Annotated in this window: 3 protein-coding genes; 2 read left to right on the top strand and 1 reads right to left on the bottom strand. The window is 68.4% G+C overall.

What is annotated here, in order from left to right; genetic code table 11:
• Positions 1-978 (top strand): hypothetical protein (locus Q4F73_RS10945; RefSeq protein ID WP_303359379.1); only part of this gene is annotated, 978 nt, incomplete at its 5' end.
• Here Q4F73_RS10945 and Q4F73_RS10940 read toward each other — a convergent pair.
• On the bottom strand, positions 953-2230 hold the full coding sequence (locus tag Q4F73_RS10940) for a DUF4185 domain-containing protein (RefSeq protein WP_303359378.1): 1278 nt from the start codon (positions 2228-2230) through the stop codon (positions 953-955). The genes Q4F73_RS10945 and Q4F73_RS10940 overlap by 26 nt on opposite strands.
• A gap of 94 nt (positions 2231-2324) precedes the next feature.
• On the opposite strand from Q4F73_RS10940, the gene Q4F73_RS10935 reads away from it, so the two are divergent.
• The coding region (locus tag Q4F73_RS10935) for a PQQ-dependent sugar dehydrogenase (RefSeq protein ID WP_303359377.1) at positions 2325-3334 on the top strand (1010 nt) is incomplete at its 3' end.

Here is a 3334-nt window from a genome sequence, read left to right as displayed (position 1 = left end):
ATCGGCGAACGGGCCGAGCAGGAACGCTTCGGGCACACCGACTTCCATTACCGCGCCGATACGCTGGCCGCCTACGCCAGCGACGAGGCGGAATCCCGGCCCATCCTTATGCTCCGCGACGCCGGCGAGGCCGTGGCATACCTGCGGATCAACCTGCCCCACAGCGCCAACACCCACACCGTCCACGCCGAGGCGGTCCTGCTCCCCGGCCGCGATCCGGGCCTGCTTCTCGACGCTCTGTGGCCCCCGTTCCTCGAGCTCTGCCAGCGGGAGTCACGCACCGCACTCACCTGGTGGGAGTACTCCGGGCAGGACAACCCCAGCCTGCCCGCCGCCACGGGCAGCGGCGCGGTGGAGGCCACCGCGATGGCAGAGTGGCTGCAGTCCCACGATTTCACCCTCGACCAGGTCGAGCTGATCAGCACCCTGCACCTGCCTGCGGAGGTGGGGAAGGGGGACGTCGATAAGCACTATGAGGTGGTGACCTGGGAGGGGCCGACCCCGGAGCACCTGCTCGAGCCCATGGCGCGCCTGCGCGGGCGCATGGCCACCGACGCGCCGCACGGCAGCCGGGAAGCGGAGGAGGAGGTGTGGGACGCCGCCCGGATCCGCCGCGAGGAGGCGCGGGCGCGCGACTCCCACCGCGTAGTGCTGTGGGCCGTGGCGCTCAACGAGTCCGGGGAGCCGGTCGGCTACACCTTCGTCGAATGCCCGGAAAGGCAGCCGGAGATCGCGTATCAGGCGGACACCCTCGTGCGGGCGGAGGACCGCGGGCACGGCCTGGGCCTGGCGCTCAAGCGGGCCAACGCCCTGCAGCTGCAGACGGTGCGTCCGCAGGTAAAAAGGCTGCACACGTGGAATGCCGAGGAGAATCGCTGGATGCTGGGCATCAACCGGGCCCTCGGTTTCGTCACGTCCTCGGCGATGGGGGCCTGGCAGCGCACCCTCGACGCTAGTACGGAAGCACCGAGTCCGTGACCTCCGTCTGCTGGACGCGGATGACGGACTGATCGCCGACGCGGTCCTGCGGCACGGTCTGCGGGGCCATCCGACCACGCGGGGCGGGGGAGATGCCGAAGAACTCGTCGAGGCCCTGCACGTGGAACTGGGTGGAGTTGTAGCGGCTGTTGTCCCGGGTGTTCCACTGGGAGACCACGAGGTCCATGCTGCCGATCGTCGAACCCGGGACGATGTAGCCGCCGTAGACCTGAGCGAAGTTGTCCGGCCCCTGGGGTGCGCCCCAGCCGCCGCCGATGACCACCTGGGCCGGGGTGATGGCGTTCCAGTCGGTGGTGATGTCGTCGGTGATACGGACCTCGATGGAGTACGTCGCGGCGTTGAACATCGCCAGTACCCAGTTGCCCTCGATGAACCGCAGGGACATCTCACCGGCAGAGACCTCGTCGGACAGGATCGGGGTACGCGGGAATGACGAGGTCCAGACGCCGGTGCGCGAGTTGAAGTGCTCCCAGGTGGTGCGGTCGGCGATCTGCGCGGGCAGGAAGCGGGAGAGATAGACGTCATCGCTGCGCCGGAACTGCGAGGACATGACGTAGACGTAACCGTCCGGACCCATGTCCCAGGTGAGGAGGTTACCCAGTCCGTCCATGTGGCCGGCGGGTGTGGTGGCGACGGACCGCCAGGTGGCACCTCGATCGTCGGACTTCCAGATCTCCGTGCGCAGCACATTGCCGAGACCCCGGTTCCACATGCCCTGCATGTACAGGGTGCCGTCGATGTTGATGACATCGGAGGGGATGACGGTGATGCCGCCGTCATGGGAGTAACCGATGAGCTGGCGGGCCACCTCACCCTCGTTGAGGGGACGCAGAATCTCGATGCGCCCGTCAGCGTCCAGGCGGGCGAGCACCCCGACCGGGCTCATCCATGTTCCCTGGCCGAAGCGGGGGCCGCGCCAGGAATCACCGAAGACGATGATGAACTCCTCGCCCGCGTCCAGGTCCACCATGATGCCGAGGTCACCGACGAGGAAGCCGGCGTCCTCGGAGATACCCCGGCCGAGGATGTCCCCGACGACACTGACCACCAGGGGGCCGTCCTCGCGGTCGGGCCCGAACTCCACCGTATTCGGAGGCGGCAACGGGGTACCGCGGGAACTGCCGGAGCTCTGGGCCAGGGCTGAGGGAGCGGCGACCGGAGACACGGTGACAAGGCCAGCACCCACCGCGAGAGAGGCCGACAGGGCAAGGGTGCGAAGCGTCTTGTTCACGGAGGATTCTTTTCGGCCGGGGGCGGGCAACGAGTAGTGACAATAGCAAAAGGGACCACCCCGCGATGGTCGTGGCGCCGATTAGGGTGGGGGCATGCGACGCCTGTCTACCCTGCCCGTCACCCTGCTCATGACCGCCGCCCTGGTGTCCGGGTGCGCCACGGACAGTGACGAGGCCGGCTCGCCCGCTCTTTCCGATGGGGACCGCAACACGGAGGCGGTCGATGGCACCGAGGGTGTCACCGTCACGGAGCACGGCACATTCGACACCGGCTGGGCAATGTCCTTCTTGCCTGGCACCGACCACCTGCTCGTCTCCGAACGCCGCGGGGCGCTGCAGTTGCGTGACCAGCTCACCGGGGATGTCCATGAGATCAGCGGGGTCCCGGAGGTTCACGCCCAGGGGCAGGCGGGCATGCATGACGTCATCCCCGGGCCCACCTTCGAGCAGGACGGCATGATCTACCTCAGCTGGGTGCGCCCGCACGCGGACGGCGCCCAGGGGGTGGTGGGCCGTGGTGTGCTGGACGTGGACAATCACCGCCTGAGCGACCTGGAGGAGATCTGGGAGCAGACCCCGGCCGCCGGCAACGGGCATTTCTCGTTGCGGCTGCTCATCCAGGATGACCACCTCTTCGTCACCTCCGGTGACCGCCAGGAGATGGATCCGGCGCAGGAGAATGACACGAACCTGGGCTCGGTGCTGCGCCTGACCCTCGACGGTGAACCCGCGCCGGGCAACCCCTGGGGGACGGAGCAGTGGACGATGGGCCACCGCAATCCCCTGGGTATCGCCGAGGATGCCCGGGGCCGGATCTGGGTCTCCGAGATGGGCCCGCAGGGTGGCGATGAACTCAACCTGCTCGTCGAGGGCGACAATTACGGCTGGCCCGCGGCCTCCATGGGCGTCCACTACAGCGGTGCACCCATCCCCGACCACACCCCGGGGGACGGTTTCCACGGGCCCGCGGCGTCATGGGTGCCGGCGATCTCCCCGGGCAACCTGCTCATCTACTCCGGCGAGCTTTTCGACACCTGGGCCGACTCCGCCCTCATCGGCGGCCTGTCCGGGGAGACGATCGTCCGCGTCGAACTGGGCGAGCC

It is taken from the genome of Corynebacterium sp. (assembly GCF_030535495.1).
Lineage (GTDB): Bacteria > Actinomycetota > Actinomycetes > Mycobacteriales > Mycobacteriaceae > Corynebacterium.
Note: the sequence above shows the minus strand (reverse complement) of the source record. Positions and strands in the feature narration are given on the sequence as shown.